This window comes from Pseudomonas sp. JL2 (assembly GCF_031570495.1).
Lineage (GTDB): Bacteria > Pseudomonadota > Gammaproteobacteria > Pseudomonadales > Pseudomonadaceae > Aquipseudomonas > Aquipseudomonas rhizophila.
Genome location: NZ_JAKUDH010000010.1, coordinates 158,714 through 180,455 on the forward strand (window position 1 = coordinate 158,714; position 21,742 = coordinate 180,455).

A 21,742-nucleotide genomic window follows, 5' to 3' on the forward strand; every position below is an offset into this window, starting at 1 on the left:
ACGGCGGATAATAACAGCTCAGTCAAATTCGCTTTGACTTGAATCACGACCCCAAGGCCTCCCTGGCCGTCAATGTCCTGGAAATGGAACGCGCTAAACGGCTTGGACGCCTTGGAACCTCAAGCTAAAGCTGTTGCATCATCTTCCGCACGCCGGCCACGTGCCGCCGGCTGACAATCAGCGCGTCGCCATTGAGGCCTTTGAGAAACAGCTGGAAATGCCCAAGGGGTGTGCGCTGCAAACGCTCAATACGCTCGCGAGCCACCAAGGCGTTGCGGTGGATGCGCACGAAGCGTTCACCGAACTCGTCTTCAAGGGCCTTGAGTGGTTCGTCCAGCAGCACCTCGCCGCTCTCGTGACGCAAGGTCACGTATTTATGGTCGGCGATAAAGTAGACCACCTGATTCAATGGGATCAGTTCAATGCCTTTGCGAGTGCGCGCACTGATGTGGCTGCGCGGGCCGCTGCCGCTTTCGGCGGCCGGACGGGTCAACGCCGCCAGTTGCACGCGGTTGGGCCGCTCGGCCTTGCGCAAGGCCTCGACCAGCGCCTCGGCAGTGACCGGCTTGATCAGATAGCCCACGGCGCCGGCCTGCAGCACCTCCGGCGGGAAGTCGTCCCGAGTGGTGCAGAACACCACCGCGGGCGGTGACTCACGCTCGCACAACTTCGCCGCGACCTGCAAACCGTCCAGGCCAGGCATGCGAATGTCGAGCAGCACGATATCCGGCTTGTGGCTGTCAATAAGGGCCAACGCCTCTTCGCCATTGGTGGCGCTCGGCTCCAGGACACTGTAACCCTCGAGTTCGCCAACCATTCGGCTCAGGCGCTCACGGGCCAGTGGTTCGTCATCAACGATCAGGACATTCATATTGCGCTGGATTCCTGCGTGAGTCTCGCACAAGGATAGCGTAGACAGGGGAAGTGACATCCGTCACCGCGATCCACGCTAAGACTCGTTCGAGGGCCAAAAAGTGCCGCGAGGCGGTTACCTATCTTTACCCGCGCCTGCCAATCGATGCTTGAGGCCTGTTGTCGCACGGCGCCGTCGTAGGAATTGTTAACACTCCATCTGACCAATACGAGCCCCCCTCTTCTATTCGTCCAATGCTCCGTGGATGAAAAAGTAAAAGTCCTACAGTCCACTGTAGACGGTTGCCGCGCCGATATTGCTCAATCGAAAAATATCGTTGTGCAAAAAACCCATTAAATGCTCGGGTTGTGCGCAAAAAACCTGCCGACCAGTGCCAGCGCCAGTCCCGGCAACCCTGCTATCATCCGCCGCAGCCTTTAACCGCTACTTTTTCCACAGCCGATCACGAGCGAATTCATGAGCACTGACAAGACCAATCAGTCCTGGGGCGGCCGCTTCAGTGAACCCGTCGACGCCTTCGTCGCCCGCTTCACCGCCTCCGTCAACTTCGACCAGCGCCTGTATCGCCACGACATCATGGGCTCGATCGCCCACGCCACCATGCTGGCCAAGGTCGGCGTACTGACCGATGCCGAGCGCGACAGCATCATCGATGGCCTGAAAACCATCCAGGCTGAAATCGAGGCCGGCCAGTTCGACTGGCGCGTCGATCTCGAAGACGTGCACATGAACATCGAAGCGCGCCTGACCGATCGCATCGGCGTGACCGGCAAGAAGCTGCACACCGGCCGCAGCCGAAACGACCAGGTGGCCACCGACATTCGCCTGTGGTTGCGCGATGAGATTGACCTGATCCTGGGCGAGATCACCCGTCTGCAAAAAGGCTTGCTGGAGCAGGCCGAGCGCGAGGCCGAGAGCATCATGCCGGGCTTCACGCACCTGCAAACCGCTCAACCTGTAACGTTTGGGCATCACATGCTGGCCTGGTTCGAAATGCTCAGCCGCGACTACGAGCGCCTGGTGGACTGCCGCAAGCGCACCAACCGCATGCCCCTGGGCAGCGCCGCGCTGGCCGGCACCACGTACCCGATCGATCGTGAATACACCGCACAGTTGCTGGGTTTCGACGCCGTGGGCGGCAACTCGCTGGATAACGTTTCGGACCGCGATTTCGCCATCGAATTCTGCGCCGCCGCGAGCATTGCGATGATGCATCTGTCGCGCTTCTCCGAAGAACTGGTGCTGTGGACCAGCGCGCAATTCCAGTTCATTGACCTGCCGGATCGCTTCTGCACCGGCAGTTCGATCATGCCGCAAAAGAAAAACCCCGACGTGCCGGAGCTGGTACGCGGCAAGAGTGGTCGGGTGTTCGGTGCGCTGATGGGCCTGCTAACCCTGATGAAAGGCCAGCCGCTGGCCTACAACAAGGACAACCAGGAAGACAAGGAACCGCTGTTCGATGCCGTCGATACCCTGCGTGATTCGCTGCGGGCCTTTGCCGACATGATCCCGGCGATCAAGCCCAAGCATGCAGTGATGCGCGAAGCGGCCTTGCGCGGCTTCTCCACCGCCACCGACCTCGCTGATTACCTCGTACGCCGTGGCCTGCCGTTTCGTGACTGCCACGAAATCGTCGGCCATGCCGTGAAGTACGGCGTGGACAACGGCAAGGACCTGGCAGAAATGAGCCTGGACGAACTGCGCCAGTTCAGTGACCAGATCGAGCAGGACGTGTTTGCCGTGCTGACTCTGGAAGGTTCGGTCAATGCCCGCGACCACATCGGCGGCACAGCGCCTGCCCAGGTGAAGGCTGCCGTGGTGCGCGGCCAGGCGATGCTCGCCAGCCGTTAAAAGCCGAAAGCATCGCGAGCAGGCTCGCTCCCACAGTGGATCTTCAGTGAACGCACATGTGTGAACACAGGGAGATCAAATGTGGGAGCGAGCCTGCTCGCGATAGCGCCCTTCAGAACAGCAAAAAATTCACTTCTTGGCCGCGATCATCGCCAAAAACCCCGGCATCGCCGCATCTCTGTCGGCCGCAATCCGCTGCACATTCGGGTTCTGCTCCAGCCGCTCCATCAGCCCCTTGGCCGCCGGCATATCCGCCAGCAAGTCGATATCGAACACTTTCCGGCCCACCTGGCACGCCAGCGATACGCTGTAGAGGAAATACAGATCGGCCAGGCTCAGACTGTCACCCGCCACGTAGGGCGAGAATTTGCCGTGACGGCCGAGCGAGGCGAACCCCAGCAGCAATTCGGCCTTGGTCTTTTCCTTGATGGCGTCGGGTACCGACATGCCGAAAAACGCCTCGGCGTAGCAAGCCCGTCCCGGCAGCTCGATGTACAACTCGATTTCCCTGCACAAAGCCAGCACCTGGGCACGCTCGAACGGGTCGCTGGGCAACAGGGCTTTGCCCGGCTGGGTTTGTTCGATGTATTCGAGGATCACGCTGGTTTCGTTGATAAACCCTTGCTCGGTCTTGAGCACCGGCACCTTGCCCCGTGGACTGATGGCCAGCACATCGGGGGTCTGAGCGCCGTAGAACGGCACCTCTTCGAAGGGCAGACCCTTCTCCAGCAACGCCAGCTTGACCATGTTGTAATAATTGCTGACGGAAAAACCATAAAGCTTGAGCATGACAAAGCCTCCAGGCCGTGCGGGGTTGGCAGCCTTGCGTTATAGACCGCCGAGCCGTTTCTTGCCAGGCGCATCACTGCGCTGAATGCAGGTAAACTGGCGACCTTTCTCCAAGGAGCCTGCCATGAGCGAGCCAACCGACATCGACAACGACGAAGAAGAGTTCGTCGAGAACACGCTGATCCAGGCCATCGAAAACCAGATCGAAGATGACAACCCGCCAGCGGCCAAGGCCGTTTTCAATAAATTGACCCTGGTGGGTTACGAGCGCGAAGAAATTCTCAACCTGATGGCCCATGTGCTGGCAGTGGAAATTGATGCGATCCTCGAAGAAGACCGTGCGTTCGATACCCAGTGGTACGAAACGGCGTTGCGCGCTCTTCCCGAGTTGCCGCCAGAAAAGAAATAAGGTCTCACCGACTATGGCGAGGGAGCTTGCTCCCGCTCGGCTGCGCAGCAGCCATCAAGCTATTGGGACCGCTTCGCGCTCCAGCGGGAGCAAGCTCCCTCGCCACAACGAATTACGCCTGCGGTCACCCAAAACAAAAAAAGCATGACGCTGACACTGGACAGCTCGGCCGAGTGCGCTCACTTTAGTGACGCTGTCGACCAAATTCCTAGAAAGTCTGGAGTCCTTATGTCGCNACGAATTACGCCTGCGGTCACCCAAAACAAAAAAAGCATGACGCTGACACTGGACAGCTCGGCCGAGTGCGCTCACTTTAGTGACGCTGTCGACCAAATTCCTAGAAAGTCTGGAGTCCTTATGTCGCTTACCCCTGAGCTGGTTGCCGAACTGGAAATCCTTGCACTCTTCAACCTGGACAGTTCCCAGGAAGGCCTGAAAATCCATCAGACCGCTGCCCCCTCTGCCATCGCTGCCGCTAAACGCCTGTTCGAAAAAGACCTGATAACCCAGTCCGACGGTGGTTACCTGACCAGCCTGGGCCGGGATGCCGCCGAGCATGTGCAAAGCCTGCTGACCATTCTCAACGTCGTAAAAGAAGCCGCCTGATTCCTCCTGTCGCCCACGGAAATCTCCTTCATCGAGGTTTCCGCAGGCGCCCTGGCGTACTGTGTAAAAATTCTGACGTCAAAAACATACATTCAGCTTAAGAAATCCCGGGTTCGGGCGCTAAACTGCCACCACCTGTGATCTCCCACGTTCGACGCCGCGAGCCGGTTTGAGCTGACATGACCCGCAATCACGAAATACGCCCCGATCTGGACGAGGGAATCGACCGCAAGGTCCTGAGCCAGTTGCGCGCACGTTTTCTCAAGCTCAACACCGTGCGGATGGATCGCGCCCTGGAAGGGCTGTCGACCCGCCAGCAAAGCGTGCTGACGCTGTTGCCGTTGTTTTTCCACGTCAACCACCCGCTCCTGCCCGGCTATGTCTCAGGCAGCACACCTGCCGGGCTGTCCAACTATGAGCCCGACGCCAGCGTCCTCGCCGAAGCCCAGCGGCTGACCCGCTCGTTCTCCTACAAGCCGCGCCACGGCAGCAATCCACCGCGACCGATTCTGGGTCTGTTCCTGATGGGCAGCCTCGGCACCCTCGCCCAAGCGGATCAAAGCGACATGGATGTGTGGGTCTGCCATGGTCCGGACCTGAGCGAGGACGAACTGGCCGAACTGCGCAAAAAATGTCTGCTGCTGGAAACCTGGGCGGCGACCCAGGGCGCTGAAGCGCATTTTTTCCTGATCGACCCGGCGCGCTTTGTCCGCGGCGACCGGGACACTCAGCTCAGTTCCGACGATTGCGGTACAACCCAGCATTACCTGCTGCTGGACGAGTTCTACCGCACGGCGATCTGGCTGGCCGGACGCACGCCGATCTGGTGGCTGGTGCCGGTGTATGAAGAGGAAAACTATGAGCAGTACACCCACACGCTGATTTCCAAACGCTTCATCCGCGCCGATGAAACGCTCAACCTGGGACATCTGGCCTATATCCCGCCGGGAGAATTCATCGGTGCCGGCCTCTGGCAATTGTTCAAGGGCATCGAGTCGCCCTACAAATCAGTGCTCAAGCTGCTGCTGATCGAAGTCTACGCCAGCGAACACCCGGACGTTCGCTGCCTGAGCCTGCGCTTCAAACAGGCGGTGTTCGCCAACCGCCTGGACCTGGAAGAGCTGGATCCCTACATGGTGGTTTACCGTCGTATCGAGGAGTACCTCAACGCCCGAGGTGAATCCGAACGCCTGGAGCTGGTGCGCAGGGCGCTTTACCTGAAGGTCAATCGCAAGCTGACCGGCCAGGGGCGCAGCACTGGCTGGCAACGGGTTCTGCTTGAGCGTCTGGCCCGGGAATGGGGCTGGGACCCACGGCAATTGGCGCTGCTGGACAGCCGCAGCCAGTGGAAAGTGCGTCAGGTCAGCAACGAACGGCGGGCGCTGGTCAACGAACTGACCTACAGCTACCGCTTCCTGACCCAGTTCGCCCGCACCGAAAAAACCGTCAGCCTGATCAACAAGCGCGACCTCAACGTCCTGGGCCGGCGGTTGTATGCAGCATTCGAACGCAAGGCCGACAAAGTCGAGTTCATCAACCCCGGCATCGCCCCGGACCTGGCCGAAGACACCCTGACGCTGGTGCAGTCACCGAACAAGAAAGAACCCGGGCAGAACCAGTGGGGCCTGTACAACGGCAGCCTCAACGCCCTGGAGTGGGAAAACTTCGCACCGATCAAACGCTGCCGCGAGTTGCTGGAGTTGCTGACCTGGTGCCATCGCAACGGTGTGATCGACAGCAGTACGCGCCTGGCGCTGCACCCAGGTAGCAGCGACCTGAGTGAGTTTGAGCTGTTCAACCTGCTGGGCAGCCTGCAACAGTCCATCGCCCTGCCGCTGAGCACGGTAGATGAAGAACAGCTGTTGCGCGCCAGCGTGCCCAGCGAAGTGCTGATACTGGTTAACGTCGGCGTCGATCCGCTCAAGCATCATCGCGACCTCAATATCCTGATGACCACCGAGCGCACGGACTCCCTGAGCTACGCCGGGGTTCGGGAGAACCTGGTGCTGACCCTGGATCAGGTCACGCTCAACAGTTGGAACGAGGTGCTGGTCAACCGCTTCGACGGCGAGCACGCCCTGCTCGACTGCCTGCGCGATTACCTCAATGACCTGCCCGTCACTCAGCGCCAGCCGCGTTTGCAGGTACGCTGTTTCTGCCACAACCGCGCGCAGTTCATTGCCCGCCGGGTCGAGGAAGTCATCGAAACGGCCCAGACCCTGCTGCTGAGTAGGCTCAACCACCGCTATCTGCTCCAGGTCCAGCAGCACTACCACGTATTGGAGCTGGTGCCGGGCCAGGTCAATCACGTGGCCCTGGGCAGCCTGTCGGCGCTGATGGATTACCTGGGCGAGCTGACGGCCTACAGCCCTCTGCATCTGGATCCGATGGCTCTGGAGGACCATGACCTGGCGCTGATCCTGCCCATGGGGCAGCCCGAGTGCATTCAGGTGTTCTACCGGGTCAACGAGGACGACGCTGAGCTGTACGTGCTCGATGAGCTCAATGCCCTGTGGCAGCAACGCCTGCCTTACCACGACGACCACAGCCTGCTGCTGCCGCTGCAGCGCTTCCTGCAATCGGTGCTGTACCGCCGCGACGCGTTACTGCCGATGGATGCCACCCAGCCATTGCCCCTGGAAACCCTGTACTACCAGCTCCTGCCCTCGGGCAGCGGGCGGGCACGGCGGATCGAGGCGCGGCAGGCGCCGCAAACGCCAGTGAACAAGCCGTTCTATGACGTGCAGGCAATCATCGGCAAAGCCACTCATGGGCAGGTGCACGTCACCCTGTATTGCGATCAGCGCGAGTTTTCGGAGCTGGAACATGGCGACCAGTTGTTCCGCGTGGTCGCCAGGGAGATCGTCGAACAGCGCCGCGAGGCCGAACGCTATCGCTGCTACATCACCGACCTGGACCTCTCGGGTCTCGTGGGTGATGGGGCCTGCTCAAGTAATTTGTACCTGCGCTACAAGGCTGACCTGGAACGCGCCCTGAACGAGGCGCTGGCCTTGGTCTGAAGCGCCTAGAGGTGGAAATCGCCGCCCGCTTCCGGCTGGTATTCCACGGCCAGCAATGTCAGTTTCAGCGTCTTGCCGCCCGGCGCCGGCCAGTCGATGTGCTGGCCAACCTTCAGGCCCAACAGTGCGCTGCCTACCGGGGCAAGGATTGATATCTTGCCTTCGTCGGCATTGGCGTCCTGTGGATAAACCAGGGTCAGGTGATAGTCCTTGCCGCTACTTTCTTCGCGGCAGTGCACACGCGAATTCATGGTCACGACATCGGCGGGCACTTCATCGTGGCCTACCACGGTGTCGGCACGATCCAGTTCGGTTTGCAACGCAATCACGCCCGGCAGCGTTTCATCAAGGCTATCGATCAGGCGCTCCAGACGCTGTACGTCCAGACGTGTAAGGGTGATGGAAGGTACGGTCATGATTCAGGCAGACTCCTTTGTTCTGCACGAAAAAAGCAAAACCCCGCCACAAAAAGACGGGGTTTTCACGGGCCTCGATGAGTTGAGGCGTAGCTGGACACTATCACAGCTCAATAAATAAACAACCCGGGCCAAATCTACCCATTGTCATGGAGAGCAGAATTACTGTGGCGCGGGGATTGTGGGAGCAAAGTTTGCTCGCGAAACAGGCGCCTCGATTTCTGGAAGAACGCGTCGTCTTCATCGCGGGCAAGCCTTGCTCCCACACAGTGGGCGATTACACCAGAGATTTGCGTTTAGCCGCCTCGACACAGATCACCCGCCGGCGCTCATCGTCGGCCGAGCGCCATTCGCGGATATCCTCCACATGACGGAAACAACCGAGGCAGACCTTCTGCTCATCCAACTTGCACACGCTGGTGCACGGAGAGGGCACTGCGGGGCTGACGTTGCTGTAGAGCGGTTTGGGCGGCCGCACCGGAGTGTTCTGGCTCACGCTGTCAAAGGCCTTCGAAATCCAGTTCCACCCCGGCCTGCTGCTTGACGATGCGCTCAAGCATTTCGCCCAATTGCTCTTCGCTCTTGTCGCACATCCAGCGTTCGCTTTCCTCGTCGTAGTCGAAGTGGAAACCGCCGGACACCGCCGCCAACCACAGCTGCCGCAACGGCTCCTGGCGGCTGAAAATCAACTGGCTGCCATTTTCGAACTTGACGGTCAGCACCCCGGCGGAGCTTTCCAGGTCGATGTCCAGCTCGCTTTCGTCGAATACATCCTCCAGCGTTTGCTGGGTCGCATCGACCAGATCGTGGAAACGGGCTTCAGTCAAACTCATTGCGGCAACCTCGAAAATGTCTGCTCATGCTCAAGCGCCGCAAGATACGGACGCTTCCCGGCGATTGCAAAGGATACCGACCGACGACAGCCGGCTTTGGGAAAAGCCTCCCGGCGCCGGACGGGAACCCCGTTGCATAGGCAAGCTGCCGGGTGGCCGGTATACTCCGGCGCAATTAACGCATTTTCAAGGATTTCGCCATGAAGCGCCTGATCTCTTCCCTTGCTGCGCTCGTCGCGGTTGCTTGCCTTGTGACAGCCTGTGGTCAAAAAGGTCCGCTGTACCTGCCCGACGACAGCAAATCCCCTGAAGAACAGGCCAAGTCGTCGCAGTCCAAGTCCCACGCGCACGATACCCACACCACTTATTAAGGGAACGCCATGGACGCTTTTAACTACCGTGGCGGGGAGCTGTTCGCGGAAGGGGTTGCCTTGTCCGCGCTCGCGGAACGTTTCGGCACGCCAACCTACGTTTATTCCCGTGCACACATCGAAGCCCAGTATCTGGCCTTCGCCGATGCTCTGGCCGGCATGCCGCACCTGGTATGTTTCGCCGTAAAGGCCAACTCCAACCTCGGTGTACTCAACGTCCTGGCACGCCTGGGTGCCGGCTTTGACATCGTTTCCGGTGGTGAGCTCGAACGCGTGCTGGCCGCTGGCGGCAGCGCCGACAAGATCGTTTTTTCCGGCGTCGGCAAGACCCGTGAAGACATGCGCCGCGCCCTGGAAGTGGGGGTGCACTGCTTCAACGTCGAATCAACCGATGAGCTGGAGCGCCTGCAACTGGTCGCCGCCGAGATGGGTGTCCGCGCGCCGATCTCTTTGCGCGTGAACCCGGACGTTGATGCTGGCACGCACCCGTACATTTCCACCGGTCTCAAGGAAAACAAGTTCGGCATCGCCATTGCCGACGCCGAGGATGTGTACGTGCGCGCGGCCCAACTGCCGAACCTGGAAGTGCTGGGCGTGGATTGCCACATCGGCTCGCAACTGACCACCCTCGAACCTTTCATCGATGCCCTCGACCGCCTGCTGGCGCTGGTCGACCGCCTCAGCGATTGCGGCATCTACCTGCGTCACATCGACCTGGGCGGCGGCGTCGGCGTGCGCTACCGCGACGAGGAGCCGCCGCTGGTGGCCGACTACGTCAAGGCGGTGCGTGAACGCCTCGACGGTCGCGACCTGGCCCTGATGTTCGAGCCGGGCCGCTACATCGTTGCCAATGCCGGCGTGCTGTTGACCCGGGTCGAATACCTCAAGCACACCGAGCACAAGGATTTCGCCATCGTCGATGCGGCGATGAACGACCTGATCCGCCCGGCGCTGTACCAGGCCTGGATGGACGTCACCGCGGTGCGCCCTCGCGCTACCGCCGCCCGCAGCTACGATATTGTCGGCCCTATCTGCGAAACCGGCGACTTCCTGGCCAAGGGTCGGGAGCTGGCGCTGGAAGAAGGCGATCTGCTGGCCGTGCATTCGGCCGGGGCCTACGGGTTTGTCATGAGTTCCAACTACAACACTCGCGGCCGCTGCGCCGAAGTGCTGGTGGACGGTGATCAGGCGTTTGAAGTGCGTCGCCGCGAGACGGTAGCCGAGTTGTTTGCCGGCGAAAGCCTGCTGCCGGAGTAAAACCATGCTGCTGCGTTTTACCAAGATGCACGGCCTGGGCAACGACTTCATGGTCCTCGACCTGGTCAGCCAGCACGCGCACATCCTGCCCAAGCATGCCAAACAATGGGGCGACCGGCACACCGGTATCGGTTTCGACCAGTTGCTGATCGTCGAGGCGCCCAACAACCCGGACGTGGACTTCCGTTACCGGATCTTCAATGCCGATGGTTCGGAAGTCGAGCAGTGCGGCAACGGCGCCCGCTGCTTCGCCCGATTCGTGCTGGACAAGCGCCTGACCGCCAAACGGCAGATTCGCGTCGAGACTAAAAGCGGCATCATCGAACTGGATGTGCGCAACGACGGCCAGATCGGCGTCAACATGGGCGCCCCGCGCCTGGCACCGAAGGACATTCCGTTCGAAGCGCCGGCCCAGGCCTTGAGCTATCAGTTGGAGGTCGACGGCACCACGGTGGAACTGGCGGCAGTATCCATGGGCAACCCCCATGCCGTCTTGCGAGTCAACGATATCAACAGCGCGCCAGTGCATGAGCTGGGGCCGAAGATCGAAAATCATCCGCGCTTCCCCGCGCGGGTGAATGTCGGTTTCCTGCAGGTCATCGACCGCCACCGTGCGCAATTGCGCGTCTGGGAACGCGGTGCCGGGGAAACCCAGGCGTGCGGCACCGGCGCCTGCGCGGCGGCAGTCGCCGCGATCAGTCAGGGATGGATGGATTCGCCTTTACTGATCGACCTGCCCGGTGGACGCTTGTCCATCGAATGGGCAGGCCCCGGCCAACCGGTGCTGATGACCGGCCCGGCAGTACGCGTATACGAAGGACAAGTTCGTCTTTGAGTGAGTCAAACCCATGACCGACAAGCCACAGGTTCCAGCCCCGCAGCCCGACGAATCCCCCAGCCATCCGGACGCCGCAGCCGTGGCCGCGTACCTGGAGGCTCACCCGGACTTCTTCGTCGAGCATGAAGAACTGCTGGCAACGATGCGCATCCCCCACCGCCGCGGCGACACCGTGTCGCTGGTCGAGCATCAGATGAAGATTCTGCGCGAGCGCAACATCGAAATGCGCCATCGTCTTTCGCACCTGATGGACGTAGCCCGGGATAACGATCGGCTCTTCGACAAGACCCGTCGCTTGATCCTGGCGCTCATGGATGCCAACACCCTCGAAGACCTGGTGATGGGTGTCGAAGACAGTCTGCGCCAGGATTTCCAGGTGCCTTTCGTCAGCCTGATCCTGTTTGGCGATAACGCCATGCCAGTGGGGCGCTGGGTAACCCACGCCGATGCACAGACAGCCATCGGCGGCTTGCTCACGGAGAACAAGAGCGTCAGCGGCAGCCTGCGCGAACATGAGCTGGACTTCCTCTTCGGCGAAGAACAGCGCAAGCAGATCGGCTCCACCGCTGTCGTCGCCATCGCCCACCAGGGCGTACATGGCGTGCTGGCCATTGCCAGTCGTGATCCGCAACACTACAAAAGCTCGGTGGGCACGTTGTTTTTAAGCTACATCGCCGAAGTCACCGGCCGGGTCCTGCCGCGCATGACTGGTTCACTGCGCTCGGTACGCTGATGATGGAACGGCAGCTGGACGCCTACTGCGAACACCTGCGCAGTGAGCGCCAGGTGTCGCCCCACACGCTGTCGGCCTATCGCCGCGACCTGGAAAAAGTGTTGGCCTGGTGCCAGAAGCAAAACATCGGCAGTTGGGCAGCCTTGGACATCCAGCGCCTGCGCAGCTTGGTCGCCCGCCTTCATCAACAAGGGCAATCCTCCCGCAGCCTGGCGCGACTGTTGTCAGCAGTGCGAGGCCTGTACCACTACCTCAACCGCGAAGGGCTGTGCGATCACGACCCCGCCACCGGCCTGGCACCGCCCAAGGGCGAACGCCGGCTGCCCAAGACCCTGGACACCGACCGGGCCCTGCAATTGCTGGAAGGCGCCGTCGAGGATGACTTCCTGGCGCGACGGGACCAGGCGATTCTCGAATTGTTCTATTCCTCCGGCCTGCGGCTTTCCGAACTGACGGGGCTCAACCTGGATCAACTGGACTTGGCCGACGGCATGGTCCAGGTGCTGGGCAAGGGCAGCAAGACACGTTTGCTGCCTGTTGGCCGCAAAGCCCGTGAGGCCCTGGAGCTGTGGCTGCCGTTGCGGGCGCTGACCAACCCGGCCGACGACGCGGTATTTGTCAGCCAGCAAGGCCGGCGCCTCGGTCCGCGGGCGATCCAGGTGCGGGTCAAGGCCGCCGGTGAACGCGAGCTGGGACAGAACCTGCACCCCCACATGCTCAGGCATTCCTTCGCCAGCCATCTGCTGGAGTCTTCCCAGGACCTGCGCGCCGTCCAGGAACTGCTCGGCCACTCGGACATCAAGACCACACAGATCTATACCCACCTGGACTTCCAGCACCTGGCGACGGTCTATGACAGTGCCCACCCCAGGGCCAAACGAATCAAGGGCGACGAATCATGACCATCGAGCTCATCACTTTCGACCTCGACGACACCCTATGGGACACCGCCCCGGTGATCGCCAGTGCCGAGGCCGTCTTACGCCAGTGGCTGACCGACAACGCCGCGAACCTGGGCAGCGTGCCGGTGGAGCATCTTTTTACCATTCGCGAGCAAGTGTTGCGCGAAGAGCCCGGCCTGAAGCACCGCATCAGTGCACTGCGCCGACGAGTGCTGTTCCGTGCCTTGCAGGACGCCGGTTATGACCAGTGGCAAGCCTCGGAGCTGGCGGACGAAGCGTTCGAAACATTCCTGCACGCCCGTCACCAATTGCAAATCTTTCCCGAGGTGCAGCCTACCCTGGAAATTCTGGCCAACCATTTCGCCCTCGGCGTGGTCACCAATGGCAACGCCGATGTACGTCGCCTGGGACTGGCGGATTATTTCAAGTTCGCCCTGTGCGCCGAGGACATCGGCATCGCCAAGCCTGACGCCCGGCTGTTCCACGAAGCCTTGCAACGCGGCGGCGCCACGGCGCAAACCGCCGTGCACATTGGCGATCATCCGGGTGACGACATCGCCGGCGCCCAACAGGCCGGCTTGCGGGCAATCTGGTTCAATCCGGCGGGTAAAACCTGGGATGCCGAGCATGTACCGGATGCAGAGATTCGCAGCCTGACCGAGCTGCCGGGGTTGCTGGCGGGGTGGCATAGCCAACCCTAAACCGCCTGTTTTGTGGCCACCAGAACTCAAATTGTGGGAGCGAGCCTGCTCGCGATAGCAATGGCACATCCAGCGTCGATGTGACAGATGGATCGCTATCGCGAGCAGGCTCGCTCCCACAGGATCCGCGGCGCCTGGCCTGAAGATTTTTATAGCCCATGAAAAAGCCCGCAGCGACGGCGGGCTTTTTCAGCAAGCAAGAAGCAGATGCTCAGATCGGGCGGCTGCCGTACTTGTTGTCCGGTTTCTTGGGCGGATCCGCAACAACGTTGGCCTCCACTTCCTGCACTTTACCGCCTCGGGCCAGGAACTCCTCCATGGCCTTGGCGAGCGCATCACGCTCCTTGTTCTTGGCCTCTACGCTCGGCAACTCGTCGACCGAAACCGCCGCCTTGGCCTTGCCTTTGGCGGTTGGCGCCGGTACATCGGCCCCATCGTCGTCGGCGACGTCTTCAGCCGCCGCTTCCAGGCCTTCTTCGGTCTCGTCTTCGTCACCTACTTCGAGGTCGTCGTTTTCCAGATCATCGTCGCTCATGTTCTACCTCATGACTTGCGAAAAGCAGATTAGTTATAGCCCAGCTTCGCCGTCTGTCGAAGGCTGCCAGAAAAAATTCAACATCCGCCGGCAATCAGCGGTTACTCCCCATCACCGTACAAAGTGGCGAGGACTTTACGAGCACCGCCATGATCACGGTGCTCGCCCAGATAAACACCTTGCCAGGTACCCAATGCCAACCGTCCCGCCGTGACCGGCAGGCTAAGCTGACACCCCAGCACGCTGGCCTTGAAGTGCGCCGGGAGGTCGTCCAGGCCTTCGTCGTTGTGCTCATAATCGGCGGTTCCTTGTGGGATCAGCCGATTGAAAAATCGTTCGAAGTCTCGACGCACCGCCGGATCGGCGTTCTCGTTGATGGTCAACGAGGCCGAGGTATGCTGCAGCCACAGATGCAACAGACCGACACGACATGCCCGGAGTTCAGGCAGGCCGGCGAGCAACTCGTCCGTTACCAGATGAAAGCCTCGAGGCCTTGCCCGCAGGGTTATCAGCGTCTGTTGCCACATACAGATCTCCGCACGTTCGGCGCGCATTCTAGCGCGCTCTGGGAAAAAACAAAGGGCCTAATACGCCTGCTTTGGTGTAAGCCGATGGCGGTAGAAAAACCCATGTCGCGTACATAACAAAAGACGTCGGAAAAACCGGTACATCCTGTGAGCAATGACAAACTCCAGACAAAAAAATGCCCGGCGAACCGGGCATTTTTTTTATTGCGTGTACTTACAGATTGTAGCCACGCTCGTTGTGCTGGGCCAGGTCCAGGCCGACCGCTTCTTCTTCCTCGGAGACACGCAGACCCATGACGGCGTCCAGGACCTTGAGAATGATGAAGGTGACGATCGCGGTGTAGATCACCGTGAAGCCTACACCCTTGAGCTGAATCCACACTTGCGCGCCGATATCAGTCACGGTGCCGAAGCCACCCAGGGCCGGCGCTGCGAACACACCGGTCAGGATCGCGCCCAGGATACCGCCGATGCCGTGCACGCCGAAGGCGTCCAGGGAGTCGTCATAGCCCATTTTGCGCTTGAGGGTAGTGGCGCAGAAGAAGCACACCACACCCGCCGCCAAGCCGATGACCAGGGCGCCCATCGGGCCCACGGTGCCGGCAGCCGGAGTAATCGCCACCAGACCCGCCACCACACCCGAGGCAATGCCCAGTGCGCTTGGCTTACCGTGGGTGATCCACTCGGCGAACATCCAGCCCAACGCCGCAGCAGCGGTTGCAATCTGGGTAACCAGCATTGCCATACCGGCGGTGCCGTTGGCCGCGATGGCGGAACCGGCGTTGAAGCCGAACCAGCCTACCCACAGCATGGCCGCACCCATCAAGGTGTAACCCAGGTTATGCGGTGCCATCGGGGTAGTCGGAAAACCCTTGCGCTTACCCAATACCAGGCACGCCACCAGGCCAGCAATACCGGCGTTGATGTGCACCACGGTGCCACCAGCGAAGTCCAGCACACCCCAGTCCCACATCAGGCCGCCGTTGCCGGACCAGACCATGTGCGCAATCGGTGCATACACCAGGGTGAACCACACGGCCATGAAGATCAGCATGGCGGAGAACTTCATCCGCTCGGCGAACGCGCCGACGATCAGGGCCGGGGTGATGATGGCGAACGTCATCTGGAAGGTGATGAACACCGCTTCAGGGAACAGGCCAGTCAGGCTACTAGGCGTGAGGCCCGCCAGGAATGCCTTGTTCAGACCACCGACGAACGAATTGAAGTTGACGACGCCCTGCTCCATCCCCGTGGTGTCGAACGCAATGCTGTAGCCATAAATGACCCACAGGATGCTGATCAGACCGGTAATGGCAAAGCATTGCATCATCACGGAAAGAATGTTTTTCGACCGAACCATGCCGCCGTAGAACAGCGCCAGGCCGGGAATAGTCATGAACAGTACAAGAATTGTGGCAGTGAGCATCCAGGCAGTGTCGCCGGAGTTCAGGACTGGGGCTGCCGCTTCTTCTGCCATGGCCAGGCCAGGCGTTACGAAGGACAACAGGGCTCCTAGCCCTGCGAATTTACGCAGAGTCATATTGTTTTCTCCTGGGGCGTTGGGTTTGGCGGCTTAGATAGCGTCGGTATCGGTTTCGCCGGTACGGATGCGAATAGCCTGTTCCAGATTGACCACAAATATCTTGCCGTCACCAATCTTGCCGGTATTGGCGGCCTTGGTGATCGCCTCGATAACCCGGTCCAGATCCTTGTCGTCAATGGCGACATCGATCTTCACCTTGGGCAGGAAATCAACCACGTATTCCGCGCCGCGATACAGCTCGGTGTGACCTTTCTGCCGACCGAAGCCTTTGACCTCAGTAACGGTAATGCCCTGCACGCCGATTTCGGACAGCGACTCGCGCACGTCGTCCAACTTGAACGGCTTGATGATGGCAGTGACTAGCTTCATGAAACTTTCTCCCGAATTGGTGGACTTGCCCCAGGAAAACAAACCCGACTCAAGTCTAAGCGCAGTGCCTGGCTTTGTAACGCATCGTCGGCCCAAGTTGCCCGACCGGTGCCAGCTAACCACTCTGACGAAGCTCCCCGCCTCGCCGGCTGCACTGCATTCGTCACAGCGACTGCATCAGTGCATGGGTCATCAGCCACTAAGCAGAAACCTTGCCATCTGTGCCCAAACCTTCTGATTTCAGTCTCTTACCCACTGTGCCGGCTCGCGCCGCACCCCGAACAGGAACAATACGCACAACAACAGTGCGGCGATGCCCGGTCCAGTGCGCGAAAAGCGTGCACTCCTTGCTCGCCAATTGAATATAGACGCTGCGTGATACACTGCCCTCATCGTTTTCAGGACACCTGCCATGCTTGCGCCCAAAGACCTCCTCGACGCCCTGAGCGGCCACGCCTCCCGCCTATTGAGCGGCGACACACCCCTGCCCAAAAGCGAAATCGAAAGCCAGTTCAAGGCCCTGCTACAAAGCGGGTTCAGCAAGCTGGATCTGGTCAGCCGGGAAGAATTCGACAGTCAGATGGTCGTACTGGCCCGGACCCGGGCGCGGTTGGAGAGCCTGGAGGCGAAGGTGGCGGAGCTGGAGGCGAAGATAAATCCTCCTACCGAATAAAATCCCCAGCAGGAGCTGCTGAAAGCTGCGATTTTTTGTCTCGCTCCCTGCAACGCTTTCTTGCCGAGACCTCAAGCCGACTAGGTCAGCCACTCGCGGCTCGCTGAGATTGACCTTGGGCCAGCGCAAGCGGCAACTCCAGGGTAAAGAGCGCGCCCTTGCCCGGCCCCGCGCTCTGCACTGTCAGCTCGCCGCCCATCTCGTGCGCAGCCAGAATGCAACTGTGCAGTCCAAAGCCGTGACCGTCGGCACGCGTCGTAAAACCATGCTCGAACACCCGGTTGAGATTGTCCCTGGAGATACCCTCGCCGTTGTCCTCGACCTCGATCCGCACACGCTTGTCGTCAGTGGCCTTCAGACGCAGGGTAATGCGCGACGGTCGATCCGCCACCGAATCAAGCGCCTGCTTGGCGTTGTTGATTAGATTGATCAGTATTTGCAGCACCTTGTGCTTGTCCAGCAACATCATCGGAATATCGGCGAGCTCCTTGATCAGCGTCACATGATGACGCGCCAGGGACACATCGCAGATGCGCACCACATCCTCGATCAGCTCTCGCAGCGAACCCGGCTCCAGCACGCTGGAGTTACCGGCATAGGACTGCTGGGTGGCGACGATCTCCTTGATATGGTCGATGCTCTTGGTCAGTTGCACCAACTCATCGATCATGCTCCGCTGCTCGGCTGCCAGGGCTTCGGCCAACTTGCCAAGATAGCCGGGTAGCGCGCGACCTTTCGGATCGCTGCTGATAAAGGCGCCGAGATCATCGGAATGCTGCCTCATCAACTCAGCGACCCTGATCACCCCCTGCCCCTTGGATGCGTGCACTTTCTCGTACAAGAGTCGGGCTGACACATTGACGCTATTGAGTACATTGCCCACGTTGTGCAGCACATTGGTGGCGATTTCCGCCATACCGGCCCGGCGCGCGGTAGTGACCAGTTCGGCCTGCGCCTCACGCAACTCGTCATTGACCCTGGCCAGTTGCTGCGGGCTGGGGATCTTAAGGGCCGCAGGCACCAGCCGGACCAGCAGGATGGCAGTAATCACCGAGGCGATAGCAGTGATTACCTTAACCAGCGCCGACAGCCAATAGTAGGGCTGCCAGATGGTCAGGATTTCCATCACATGGCTGGTCCCGCAGGCCAGGATGAACACACCAAAAGCCGTCAGCATCCAGTCAAAAGGCACGTCTTTGCGCTTGTGGATAAAGTACAGAAGGGTGAAGGGGATGGAGATGTAGGACAGGGTGATCAAGCCATCGGCAATGACATTGGTCCACAGCAAATCCGGCCGCCACAAATAGCAATGCCCGTGGGGCATGAAGCGCTTGTCGGTTAACAGAGCCAGCAGATCGTTCATGGGCCACTCACTCCCTGTGCCGTAGATGCCGATTGGACAAATCGGAGTCTAGCAGCGCCTGGGGCGGTCATTTCGAAGGCACCGTGAAACGGACGCACAGCCCTGCTGAACGCACGCCCCCCTGCTGCCCTCGTATTCGCGCAGGCGATCGGCCATTCGCAACCGCAACATCCTGGCAAAATTTTCGCCTTCGATTGCCCCACCGAAAGCCTATCCCACGACTAACCTTCAAGAGCCGCAGGACGCGGCCCCTTATTCACTCAAGGAACGATTGCATGTCTCTGGCCATTGTCCATAGCCGCGCCCAAGTGGGTGTGGAAGCGCCTGCCGTTACCGTTGAAGTCCATCTGGCCAATGGCTTGCCATCGCTGACGATGGTCGGCTTGCCTGAAGCGGCGGTGAAGGAAAGCAAGGACAGGGTACGCAGCGCGATCATCAATTCGGGCCTGAATTTCCCGGCGCGGCGCATCACGCTGAACCTGGCGCCGGCGGATCTGCCCAAGGACGGCGGGCGGTTCGACCTGGCGATTGCCCTGGGGATCCTGGCGGCCAGCGTACAGGTGCCGACCCTGATGCTGGACGATGTGGAATGTCTCGGGGAGTTGGCGTTGTCCGGCGCGGTGCGCCCGGTGCGCGGTGTGTTGCCCGCGGCGCTGGCGGCGCGCAAGGCCGGGCGTACACTGCTGGTGCCGCGAGCGAATGCCGAGGAAGCCTGTCTGGCATCGGGGCTGAAGGTGATCGCGGTGGATCATCTGCTCGAAGCGGTAGCCCACTTCAATGGCCATACCCCGGTGGTGCCTTATGTTTCCAACGGGCTACTCTCGGCGAGCAAGCCCTATCCTGACCTGAATGAAGTACAAGGCCAGGTCGGGGCCAAGCGCGCATTGCTGATCGCCGCTGCGGGAGCCCATAACCTGTTGTTCAGCGGACCACCAGGCACCGGCAAGACACTGCTCGCAAGCCGTTTACCGGGGTTGTTGCCGCCACTGGCTGAAAGTGAAGCCCTGGAGGTCGCCGCGATTCAGTCGGTCGCCAGTTGCGTACCGTTGAGCCATTGGCCGCAGCGCCCGTTTCGTCAACCGCATCACTCGGCGTCCGGCCCGGCGCTGGTGGGAGGCGGCTCAAAGCCGCAACCGGGAGAGATCACCCTCGCCCACCATGGCGTGCTGTTTCTCGATGAACTGCCGGAGTTCGACCGCAAGGTTCTTGAGGTCTTGAGGGAGCCGCTGGAATCGGGCCACATCGTGGTTTCGCGCGCTCGTGACCGGGTGCGCTTTCCGGCGCGTTTCCAGTTGGTGGCGGCGATGAATCCCTGCCCCTGTGGATACCTTGGCGAGACCAGTGGCCGATGCTCGTGTACGCCGGACATGGTGCAGCGCTACCGCAATAAACTCTCCGGCCCCTTACTGGACCGCATCGACCTGCACCTGACCGTCGCCCGGGAAGCCACGGCGTTGAGCCCCAAAAGCGAATCCGGTGACGATACGGCTACCGTAGCCGAGCAAGTGGCGGAGGCCCGCGAACGCCAGCAAAAGCGCCAAGGATGCGCCAACGCGTTCCTGGATCTGCCGGGTTTGCGTCGACATTGCAAGTTATCCACAACCGATGAAACCTGGCTGGAAACCGCCTGCGAACGACTGACCCTGTCGCTGCGAGCCGCCCACCGCCTGCTCAAGGTCGCCCGTACGCTGGCGGACCTTGAGCAAGCGGATCGAATCAGCCGGGAGCACTTGGCCGAAGCATTGCAATACCGGCCCGCCACGCCCTGATGGGCATCATGGCTTGCTCAGGTCCACCAGCGGCGTATTTCGGACTTCGGTTTGCTGGGCGCCCTGGATTTCATCGATACGTTTGAGTGCTTTATCCACGGCACCTTTATCCGCCAACAGGCTGTAGTGGATCTGGAACTGCTTCTGCTCTTTTGGCGCGATGGTGGGCACCAGGCCCAGTGGCCGTTGATACCGGCGGTTATAGGAAAAACTGGTGCCCGGCTCCAGCCCGGTCACGTAACCCTGACCTTGGGTATCGGTGTTTTTCCACAGGGAGAACACGGGGAGCGTGCCGGTGTTGAAGCCCACCGATACACCGAGGCTACCGGCCTTGTTGTGCAGCACGGTGAGGGTGTCGCCCTTGGCATCGGCATAAGGCACGACGTTGTAGACGGTTTCGTCGTAGTCCTTGGTTGGCCCTCGGTAGGTTTGCCAATCCGCCAGATCGCCCTTGGCCTTGTCGTTGAACGGCGAGACCTGCTTGACCGGCGCCGCGAAGCGAGCCCCCTGCTCCAGGAACGGTGTACTGAAATTGCTGTGGTAAAGCGCTTGGTATTCCTTCGGATAGTCGCCGTTGTTGGTCAGCGTGTCCTTGAGTGCGAAGCTCACGCTGCCGGGCTCGGTCAGCAGTTCGGTTTGTACCGAGAAATCGACTTTCTTGAAGGCTTGCTCCTTCAGCTCGCCCCGCAGAGTAATCGCATAAGGCGGTTTTTCATCGATGTGCAGCGTCACTTTGTTGGCCGGGATGTTGGCGGCGCGGCCATGCAGCGTCAGCAGCTCGCCGTTGTCCATGCCGGGATGGCCGACCCATTCGTAGCCACAGCGGGTCACCAGCTCGTTGAAACCTTCGAGCCAGCCCAGTCCGCCGCGACCATTGAGCTCAATGAACGACGGATTGACCACTTCCTTGACCGGCGAATCCCAGCCCATACGCACTTCACCGACCGAGGCCTGCAGCACGTTCATGCCCCGTGTTGGGACGACCGAGAGCTTCATCGTGCCGTTGTCGATATCGACGATGCTGACGCCTTCCTGCCGACCGCCATGCAGGGTGCGCATTGTCACGGAAAAGGGCTTGTCGGTTTTCACGCCTAGCTGCTGGCTGGTGATTTTCCAGGGCTGAGCGGCTTTATCGGTGTCGAGCAGGACGTAATCCCAGGCCATGGCGTGGGACGTAGCGCCCAGGGCGCTGAGGGCAATGACAAGTTTGAGCGGAGTCATAAGGGCAGCCTTTTCTTGGAGTTGTGCAGTTTTTATAGACTTGAAGAAACGTTTCAGCAAGCTTAAAAACAGCGATAACCTTGAAAACCGCAAACGCCCGCTCGCCGCCAAGCCCCTGTGGGAGCGAGCCTGCTCGCGATAG

General features: G+C 60.5%; 23 protein-coding genes. 12 read left to right on the forward strand and 11 right to left on the reverse strand.

All coding sequences use genetic code 11. The features are described 5' to 3' along the window. Positions 1-124 precede the first annotated feature (124 nt). A complete protein-coding gene (locus tag MKS85_RS15310; protein ID WP_047226123.1) occupies positions 125-871 on the reverse strand; it encodes a LytTR family DNA-binding domain-containing protein in 747 nt (248 codons plus the stop codon). Positions 872-1,330: 459 nt separating this feature from the next. On the opposite strand from MKS85_RS15310, the gene argH reads away from it, so the two are divergent. After that, entirely contained in the window at positions 1,331-2,725 is a 1,395-nt protein-coding gene (gene argH / locus MKS85_RS15315) for an argininosuccinate lyase (protein ID WP_188251439.1), read from the forward strand. Between the two features lie 129 nt (positions 2,726-2,854). Here argH and MKS85_RS15320 read toward each other — a convergent pair whose 3' ends face one another. Continuing rightward, a complete protein-coding gene (locus MKS85_RS15320) occupies positions 2,855-3,514 on the reverse strand; it encodes a glutathione S-transferase family protein (protein ID WP_188251440.1) in 660 nt (219 codons plus the stop codon). A 124-nt stretch (positions 3,515-3,638) separates the two neighbouring features. Here MKS85_RS15320 and MKS85_RS15325 point away from each other — a divergent pair, with 124 nt between their 5' ends. The 3 genes from MKS85_RS15325 to MKS85_RS15335 all read left to right on the forward strand — a co-directional run bounded on the left by MKS85_RS15325 (position 3,639) and on the right by MKS85_RS15335 (position 7,549). Further along, positions 3,639-3,923 carry a hypothetical protein gene (locus MKS85_RS15325; protein ID WP_139048892.1) on the forward strand — a complete coding sequence of 95 codons (285 nt, stop codon included), beginning with the start codon at positions 3,639-3,641 and terminating at the stop codon, positions 3,921-3,923. 357 nt (positions 3,924-4,280) lie between these two features. Further along, a complete protein-coding gene (locus MKS85_RS15330) occupies positions 4,281-4,529 on the forward strand; it encodes a TIGR02647 family protein (protein ID WP_047226127.1) in 249 nt (82 codons plus the stop codon). A gap of 179 nt (positions 4,530-4,708) precedes the next feature. Next, positions 4,709-7,549 carry a class I adenylate cyclase gene (locus MKS85_RS15335; protein ID WP_188251441.1) on the forward strand — a complete coding sequence of 947 codons (2,841 nt, stop codon included), beginning with the start codon at positions 4,709-4,711 and terminating at the stop codon, positions 7,547-7,549. Positions 7,550-7,554: 5 nt separating this feature from the next. Here the strand turns inward: MKS85_RS15335 and rnk are convergent, their stop codons facing one another. From rnk to cyaY, 3 genes are all read right to left on the reverse strand, one after another. Further along, positions 7,555-7,965: a nucleoside diphosphate kinase regulator gene (rnk, locus tag MKS85_RS15340; protein WP_047226129.1), complete on the reverse strand. Its 411-nt coding sequence runs from the start codon at positions 7,963-7,965 to the stop codon at positions 7,555-7,557. A 277-nt stretch (positions 7,966-8,242) separates the two neighbouring features. Further along, positions 8,243-8,461, reverse strand: coding sequence for a DUF1289 domain-containing protein (locus MKS85_RS15345; RefSeq protein WP_188251442.1), 219 nt, complete (start codon positions 8,459-8,461; stop codon positions 8,243-8,245). A gap of 4 nt (positions 8,462-8,465) precedes the next feature. Further along, complete coding sequence (gene cyaY / locus MKS85_RS15350; RefSeq protein ID WP_047226131.1) at positions 8,466-8,798, reverse strand: iron donor protein CyaY; 333 nt, start codon at positions 8,796-8,798, stop codon at positions 8,466-8,468. A gap of 200 nt (positions 8,799-8,998) precedes the next feature. Here cyaY and lptM point away from each other — a divergent pair, with 200 nt between their 5' ends. From lptM to MKS85_RS15380, 6 genes are read left to right on the forward strand one after another with little or no spacing between them, the layout of a single operon-like run. Then, entirely contained in the window at positions 8,999-9,169 is a 171-nt protein-coding gene (gene lptM, locus MKS85_RS15355) for an LPS translocon maturation chaperone LptM (protein WP_047226132.1), read from the forward strand. 9 nt (positions 9,170-9,178) lie between these two features. Beyond that, positions 9,179-10,426 carry a diaminopimelate decarboxylase gene (lysA, locus tag MKS85_RS15360; RefSeq protein ID WP_047226133.1) on the forward strand — a complete coding sequence of 416 codons (1,248 nt, stop codon included), beginning with the start codon at positions 9,179-9,181 and terminating at the stop codon, positions 10,424-10,426. A gap of 4 nt (positions 10,427-10,430) precedes the next feature. After that, positions 10,431-11,261 carry a diaminopimelate epimerase gene (gene dapF / locus MKS85_RS15365; protein WP_188251443.1) on the forward strand — a complete coding sequence of 277 codons (831 nt, stop codon included), beginning with the start codon at positions 10,431-10,433 and terminating at the stop codon, positions 11,259-11,261. Positions 11,262-11,274: 13 nt separating this feature from the next. After that, complete coding sequence (locus MKS85_RS15370; RefSeq protein ID WP_188251444.1) at positions 11,275-11,997, forward strand: DUF484 family protein; 723 nt, start codon at positions 11,275-11,277, stop codon at positions 11,995-11,997. A gap of 2 nt (positions 11,998-11,999) precedes the next feature. Further along, the gene (gene xerC / locus MKS85_RS15375; protein ID WP_076383081.1) at positions 12,000-12,899 is read left to right on the forward strand and encodes a tyrosine recombinase XerC; all 900 of its coding nucleotides are present in this window, start codon (positions 12,000-12,002) and stop codon (positions 12,897-12,899) included. Then, on the forward strand, positions 12,896-13,600 hold the full coding sequence (locus MKS85_RS15380; protein WP_188251445.1) for an HAD family hydrolase: 705 nt from the start codon (positions 12,896-12,898) through the stop codon (positions 13,598-13,600). The genes xerC and MKS85_RS15380 overlap by 4 nt, the downstream gene beginning before the upstream one ends. 211 nt (positions 13,601-13,811) lie before the next feature. On the opposite strand, the gene sutA is transcribed toward MKS85_RS15380, so the two are convergent. From sutA to glnK, 4 genes are all read right to left on the reverse strand, one after another. After that, complete coding sequence (gene sutA / locus MKS85_RS15385) at positions 13,812-14,135, reverse strand: transcriptional regulator SutA (RefSeq protein ID WP_014340827.1); 324 nt, start codon at positions 14,133-14,135, stop codon at positions 13,812-13,814. Between the two features lie 101 nt (positions 14,136-14,236). Then, positions 14,237-14,662 (reverse strand): secondary thiamine-phosphate synthase enzyme YjbQ, encoded by a 426-nt coding sequence (locus tag MKS85_RS15390; protein ID WP_047226195.1) that lies wholly within the window; start codon positions 14,660-14,662, stop codon positions 14,237-14,239. 214 nt (positions 14,663-14,876) lie between these two features. Further along, the gene (locus MKS85_RS15395) at positions 14,877-16,202 is read right to left on the reverse strand and encodes an ammonium transporter (RefSeq protein WP_047226138.1); all 1,326 of its coding nucleotides are present in this window, start codon (positions 16,200-16,202) and stop codon (positions 14,877-14,879) included. Between the two features lie 33 nt (positions 16,203-16,235). Continuing rightward, positions 16,236-16,574 carry a P-II family nitrogen regulator gene (gene glnK / locus MKS85_RS15400; RefSeq protein ID WP_002555808.1) on the reverse strand — a complete coding sequence of 113 codons (339 nt, stop codon included), beginning with the start codon at positions 16,572-16,574 and terminating at the stop codon, positions 16,236-16,238. A 412-nt stretch (positions 16,575-16,986) separates the two neighbouring features. On the opposite strand from glnK, the gene MKS85_RS15405 reads away from it, so the two are divergent. Beyond that, positions 16,987-17,247, forward strand: coding sequence for an accessory factor UbiK family protein (locus tag MKS85_RS15405; RefSeq protein WP_076383082.1), 261 nt, complete (start codon positions 16,987-16,989; stop codon positions 17,245-17,247). 85 nt (positions 17,248-17,332) lie between these two features. Here MKS85_RS15405 and MKS85_RS15410 read toward each other — a convergent pair whose 3' ends face one another. Continuing rightward, a complete protein-coding gene (locus MKS85_RS15410) occupies positions 17,333-18,610 on the reverse strand; it encodes a sensor histidine kinase (RefSeq protein WP_188251446.1) in 1,278 nt (425 codons plus the stop codon). A gap of 275 nt (positions 18,611-18,885) precedes the next feature. Here MKS85_RS15410 and MKS85_RS15415 point away from each other — a divergent pair, with 275 nt between their 5' ends. Then, positions 18,886-20,379 (forward strand): YifB family Mg chelatase-like AAA ATPase, encoded by a 1,494-nt coding sequence (locus MKS85_RS15415; RefSeq protein ID WP_310663013.1) that lies wholly within the window; start codon positions 18,886-18,888, stop codon positions 20,377-20,379. A gap of 6 nt (positions 20,380-20,385) precedes the next feature. Here MKS85_RS15415 and MKS85_RS15420 read toward each other — a convergent pair whose 3' ends face one another. Continuing rightward, complete coding sequence (locus MKS85_RS15420; protein WP_139048885.1) at positions 20,386-21,600, reverse strand: aldose 1-epimerase family protein; 1,215 nt, start codon at positions 21,598-21,600, stop codon at positions 20,386-20,388. Positions 21,601-21,742: the final 142 nt, after the last annotated feature.

Excerpts from the sequence above, each read along its gene's own strand:
- MKS85_RS15310 (WP_047226123.1), bottom strand. The coding sequence starts at position 871 with ATGAATGTCCTGATCGTTGATGACGAACCACTGGCCCGTGAGCGCCTG.
- glnK (WP_002555808.1), bottom strand. The coding sequence starts at position 16,574 with ATGAAGCTAGTCACTGCCATCATCAAGCCGTTCAAGTTGGACGACGTG.
- MKS85_RS15395 (WP_047226138.1), bottom strand. The coding sequence starts at position 16,202 with ATGACTCTGCGTAAATTCGCAGGGCTAGGAGCCCTGTTGTCCTTCGTA.
- lptM (WP_047226132.1), top strand. The coding sequence starts at position 8,999 with ATGAAGCGCCTGATCTCTTCCCTTGCTGCGCTCGTCGCGGTTGCTTGC.
- dapF (WP_188251443.1), top strand. The coding sequence starts at position 10,431 with ATGCTGCTGCGTTTTACCAAGATGCACGGCCTGGGCAACGACTTCATG.
- MKS85_RS15420 (WP_139048885.1), bottom strand. The coding sequence starts at position 21,600 with ATGACTCCGCTCAAACTTGTCATTGCCCTCAGCGCCCTGGGCGCTACG.
- MKS85_RS15320 (WP_188251440.1), bottom strand. The coding sequence starts at position 3,514 with ATGCTCAAGCTTTATGGTTTTTCCGTCAGCAATTATTACAACATGGTC.
- lysA (WP_047226133.1), top strand. The coding sequence starts at position 9,179 with ATGGACGCTTTTAACTACCGTGGCGGGGAGCTGTTCGCGGAAGGGGTT.
- MKS85_RS15390 (WP_047226195.1), bottom strand. The coding sequence starts at position 14,662 with ATGTGGCAACAGACGCTGATAACCCTGCGGGCAAGGCCTCGAGGCTTT.
- MKS85_RS15415 (WP_310663013.1), top strand. The coding sequence starts at position 18,886 with ATGTCTCTGGCCATTGTCCATAGCCGCGCCCAAGTGGGTGTGGAAGCG.
- MKS85_RS15410 (WP_188251446.1), bottom strand. The coding sequence starts at position 18,610 with ATGAACGATCTGCTGGCTCTGTTAACCGACAAGCGCTTCATGCCCCAC.
- sutA (WP_014340827.1), bottom strand. The coding sequence starts at position 14,135 with ATGAGCGACGATGATCTGGAAAACGACGACCTCGAAGTAGGTGACGAA.
- MKS85_RS15370 (WP_188251444.1), top strand. The coding sequence starts at position 11,275 with ATGACCGACAAGCCACAGGTTCCAGCCCCGCAGCCCGACGAATCCCCC.
- cyaY (WP_047226131.1), bottom strand. The coding sequence starts at position 8,798 with ATGAGTTTGACTGAAGCCCGTTTCCACGATCTGGTCGATGCGACCCAG.
- MKS85_RS15325 (WP_139048892.1), top strand. The coding sequence starts at position 3,639 with ATGAGCGAGCCAACCGACATCGACAACGACGAAGAAGAGTTCGTCGAG.
- MKS85_RS15405 (WP_076383082.1), top strand. The coding sequence starts at position 16,987 with ATGCTTGCGCCCAAAGACCTCCTCGACGCCCTGAGCGGCCACGCCTCC.
- MKS85_RS15330 (WP_047226127.1), top strand. The coding sequence starts at position 4,281 with ATGTCGCTTACCCCTGAGCTGGTTGCCGAACTGGAAATCCTTGCACTC.
- argH (WP_188251439.1), top strand. The coding sequence starts at position 1,331 with ATGAGCACTGACAAGACCAATCAGTCCTGGGGCGGCCGCTTCAGTGAA.
- MKS85_RS15335 (WP_188251441.1), top strand. The coding sequence starts at position 4,709 with ATGACCCGCAATCACGAAATACGCCCCGATCTGGACGAGGGAATCGAC.
- xerC (WP_076383081.1), top strand. The coding sequence starts at position 12,000 with ATGGAACGGCAGCTGGACGCCTACTGCGAACACCTGCGCAGTGAGCGC.
- rnk (WP_047226129.1), bottom strand. The coding sequence starts at position 7,965 with ATGACCGTACCTTCCATCACCCTTACACGTCTGGACGTACAGCGTCTG.
- MKS85_RS15380 (WP_188251445.1), top strand. The coding sequence starts at position 12,896 with ATGACCATCGAGCTCATCACTTTCGACCTCGACGACACCCTATGGGAC.